The 595-nt window shown below is 39.7% G+C and carries 1 pseudogene; it reads right to left on the reverse strand.

The features are described from left to right. Positions 1-66: pseudogene (locus tag KIV40_RS27370) on the reverse strand (ribosomal subunit interface protein); the annotation flags it as partial. Positions 67-595 lie beyond the last annotated feature (529 nt).

The following is a 595-nucleotide window of genomic DNA, read 5'->3' on the forward strand; positions in this document are numbered from 1 at the left end:
ACTTTCTATGTGCTCACGGATTGCAGAGGTGATGTCGATGTTCTTACCAGTGATATTCATTTTCAGAGAAGTTTTCCTCTGTTGTATCCCTCATGGGTTAACTCCAGATTACGTTTTTAGGTGAGAAAGAATGTGATCTAGATCGTCTTTTGGTGGGCGTTTTTTAGGATTGAAATCAAATGTGATCTCACGCAAATATTGCCATGTTTTTGGAGAAAAATGCTTGTTATCAATAATAAAAAGGATAAATTGAAACCAAGGGTTCGCTAAAAATTACAACGGTTTTTAGGGAAATCGTTCAGCCCTCAAAAGGTGCTTGGCGAATTAATGTACACCTTGTTTTTGTGATGTGTATCACGTCAGAATCTTTTTGATAATCTGCCAAATTTGAAAAGCCGCTTGAGCATAGCTTCAAGCGGCTTTTTGTTGTTTACGGCAAGCTGTCAGAGCTGTGAACTTGTCCTTAGCTTCCTTTCTTGACGTCACCATTGTCTACTTAGGTTTGTTGGCGGCGGTAGGACCAATACCACGTATTGCGCCAATTGCCTCTAGTTGTTTGTAGATCACAAAGTAACGATTGATGTTGGTGACATAG

This window comes from Vibrio sp. D173a (assembly GCF_030248475.1).